Raw genomic sequence first — 3364 nt, forward strand, 5'->3', positions numbered from 1 at the left:
TTCAGCACCGTTTCTTCACTCCATCTTTGATGTTTGTTTCGAAACGATTATCTGTTATTTTTGGGGAATTTAAAACCATTGTTATTGGGTATTTTACAATCGTTGATTACATTCCTTTCTTGCCATTGTTTTTCACGGAAATAAACTGATGTCCTCTTGCTTAGTTTCATTTTTAAAATCTATCCTTATTACTCAATATCCCTTAATAGTTAGGTAATAATCAACTTCACTTTCACTATTAAACTCCCTTTTTGAGGAAGTTTTCCCTATTACGAATAATGAGGTAGTCTGTTTCACCTTTTTACATTATCTAAAAAAGAACTTGTAGGAATTCCTACAAGCTCTTTTCTACTTTCTTTATTCTCTTCTTATTTATATACGCAAGATTTATACACTTCATAGTAATACATACTAAAGTACCCAACAAAATAATTTAAAAATTAATATGTAATTAATCCGTTTTAGGAAAAGGATATTTCTTAAATCTTCAATTACAGTTTCTTGGTTCACCTGATAGAACGTATGAAGACTCATATCATCTTTTGGTGATTTTTTGGATATTTCATTCTAAGTATATTCGACATAAATTGATTGTTTTTTATGAATTTTCTTGAAAAATATTGTAAAATCACTCCATTTTTTCTTTTATTTTGCTATGATAATTACAATTAAATAGGATTAAGCTATTCCTATAGGATGGGGGAGTATATAGTGAGTGTTTCAGTAAAGGGAAATGAGCAATTAACCTCTCTATTGAACGACTGGTATCGATCTATGCTATCTCAACAAGTTGTAAAAGCTACTAATCTAAAAAAGAAAATTGATGAAAAAATTACTAAGTTAAGCATTGAGTCAAATCAAGAACGTCAGGATCAAAATTTGTTATTATATTACTCACTACTTGAATTTCGTTACACAGTCTTAACAGATAGCCTCGGTATTCAACAAAATAGTTTTGATGCTATTAGTGATTATGATATGCCTACAGACCATTTTCTACGCTTCTATTATCACTTTTTTAAATCCATTCATTCCACTTTTATATCAAGTTTTACTGAGGCAGAGGAACATTATAAACTGGCAGAAAAGATACTAGTAAACATTCCAGATGAAATTGAACATGCTGAATTCTACTATAGAATTGCTACTTTTTATCACCATACCTATAACATGCTCGCTGCTATCGAATACGCAAATAAATCGAGAGCAATCTTTTCAAAGTATGAAGGTTATGAAGTAAAAACAGCCTTTTGCAATAGTTTGCTAGGTGGTTGCTGTATCTGTTTAAAGCAGTACGAACAAGCTGAAGAATATCTGCATTGTGCGATTGAATTACTACAAAAGAATAAGGAAGAAGATTCCTTGTTATACGTAAAAGGTACTATGGGGTGGCTGTATTCTGATCAAAATATGTCTACGTTAGCTATTCGTCACCTTTCAGAAGTAACAGAAAAAATCCCTACACACTTTAAGGCTATCTTCCTACAAGCTAAGGAGCATTATAAATTAGGACAACAATCAGCAGCTAGCAAACTCATTGATAAGGGATTACAGATTTGCAGAGGAATTCATAACGAAGAGTACACACACCACTTCTCTATTTTAAAAAGATTAAATGAAAATATTCCATTGGAAGAATTAGAAAAAATCATTCAAGAAGGAATCTTATACTTTGAGCAAGAAGAATTATGGGAATATGTTGTCGAATACGCCGAATTATTTGCCACAAAATGTAGAGAATTAGAAAACCACCAAAAGGTAAGTGATTATTTCCATATTTGTTATCAAGTAAGACGAAAATCAATTGAAAAAGGAGTGTTAAAATAATGAAAAAAATCAGCCTATTATTATCGGGTATTGCTTTTATTGGGATTCTAACGGTGGGAATTTCTCCATTTTCTAAAGCGGATCAATTTGCTACTCATGGACATTACCCTGCTCCTACATATAGTGTTGGCGATCATGGTGGTGCACCACAACAAACTTAATATAAGTGTATGTAAAGACCCTTCATTTGAAGGGTCTTTACATATCAAAATATGTATTGTTCTTTTTGGCTACGCCAAATCAAAATTCTTCTCTCACCTATCACCCTGCACTCTCTTAAGGCAGGAGAACTCTTTCGGAAAATCCGTTAAATAATAGAAATAGACTAGCTATTATATCTATCAACTCTTTATATGCAATATTACATGCGAAGTGCCTTAAATATTTTGTTATACTATATATATGGATTTTTCATCCAAAAATCCTCTCAAACGCATATTTATATATATGCCACCCTAATTGATGAAAGTGAGAAGAATGTTTATCATTTTTCTCACTTTTTTTATTTAAATTATGTGCTTGTACTTATTCTTTAGTTATTTTAAGTGATAAAAGCTCAAAAAGAGAATTCGCTTTTCAAATCCAACCTATCGAATCAATTATTGTCTAATAATACCACACCATCTTTATCAACTCATTTTAGAATATTTGAACAATAATTTTATATACAAGCTCTGCATAAATTATTCATTTTCTTTTATATATGACCTGCTTTTTTACTTCTGATAAATTATTAAACATTGGATTATTATACACAACCCAAAAAACATGAGGTATTTTGTAGAATTTTGTCTATCAATATGTATGTACACCCTTTTGTAGTGGATATAGACTGTGAGGTGTAAGGAGGTACCTTACAAAATAATGAAAAGGAGATTATAAAATGATTAGATTAACGAAAGTCTCAAAGTTAGCATTTGCAACATTAATTGTTGGAAGTAGTTTAAGCGTCTTTGTGTCGTCACACAGTGTACAGGCTGACACCTTAGATCATAATTACCAAGACACTCAAAAATTCATACCACCTTCTAGTGCTATACAAACACTGAAACAAAAAAATACTATTGTTCCTGAATCAAAAATTATTAAAAATCATTATGTAAAGTACTCTAAAACACATTTCCAATCTAAAGAAAGTATACCAAAAGAAATTTATTATTCTTCAGAAGGTTTTAAGGGCTTTATACAGGCAAGTAACGTTTTAGATATGGGAGATCATTTCATAACGTTATATTCTGGAACTGTTATTCGATGTTAGATGTTAAATCCTACCTCTCCAAATGCTTATAACAATCGATAGCTCACTGCCAATAATGTAATAGCTATTGTTCAAAAAATAAACCACAAAATCTTTCGATTTCATGGTTTATCAAATATAAAGATAATGCTAAACGAATACTCTAACATTACCTTCCCCAAAGTTAATTATAGAGTATTTTCAAAAAAAAGACACTCATGTATTAAAGATATATAAATATTAACAGTAAAGATAGTAAGGATTGATTATCCCTACTATCTTTTTTTATCTAAACGGATA

Annotated in this window: 3 protein-coding genes; all 3 read left to right on the forward strand. The window is 30.4% G+C overall.

Going from position 1 to position 3364, the window contains the following annotated elements; genetic code table 11:
• Window positions 1-711: 711 nt before the first annotated feature.
• Window positions 712-1827 carry a response regulator aspartate phosphatase gene (locus tag PDQ33_RS28505; RefSeq protein WP_076856767.1) on the forward strand — a complete coding sequence of 372 codons (1116 nt, stop codon included), beginning with the start codon at window positions 712-714 and terminating at the stop codon, window positions 1825-1827.
• Entirely contained in the window at window positions 1827-1988 is a 162-nt protein-coding gene (locus PDQ33_RS28510) for a hypothetical protein (RefSeq protein ID WP_076856768.1), read from the forward strand. Before PDQ33_RS28505 ends, PDQ33_RS28510 begins: the two co-directional genes overlap by 1 nt.
• A 722-nt stretch (window positions 1989-2710) precedes the next feature.
• Entirely contained in the window at window positions 2711-3085 is a 375-nt protein-coding gene (locus tag PDQ33_RS28515; RefSeq protein ID WP_076856769.1) for a hypothetical protein, read from the forward strand.
• The last annotated feature ends 279 nt before the right edge of the window (window positions 3086-3364 follow it).

It is taken from the genome of Bacillus cereus group sp. Bc031, assembly GCF_027716265.1.
GTDB classification, from domain to species: domain Bacteria; phylum Bacillota; class Bacilli; order Bacillales; family Bacillaceae_G; genus Bacillus_A; species Bacillus_A paranthracis.

Excerpts from the sequence above, each read along its gene's own strand:
- PDQ33_RS28510 (WP_076856768.1), top strand. The coding sequence starts at position 1,827 with ATGAAAAAAATCAGCCTATTATTATCGGGTATTGCTTTTATTGGGATT.
- PDQ33_RS28515 (WP_076856769.1), top strand. The coding sequence starts at position 2,711 with ATGATTAGATTAACGAAAGTCTCAAAGTTAGCATTTGCAACATTAATT.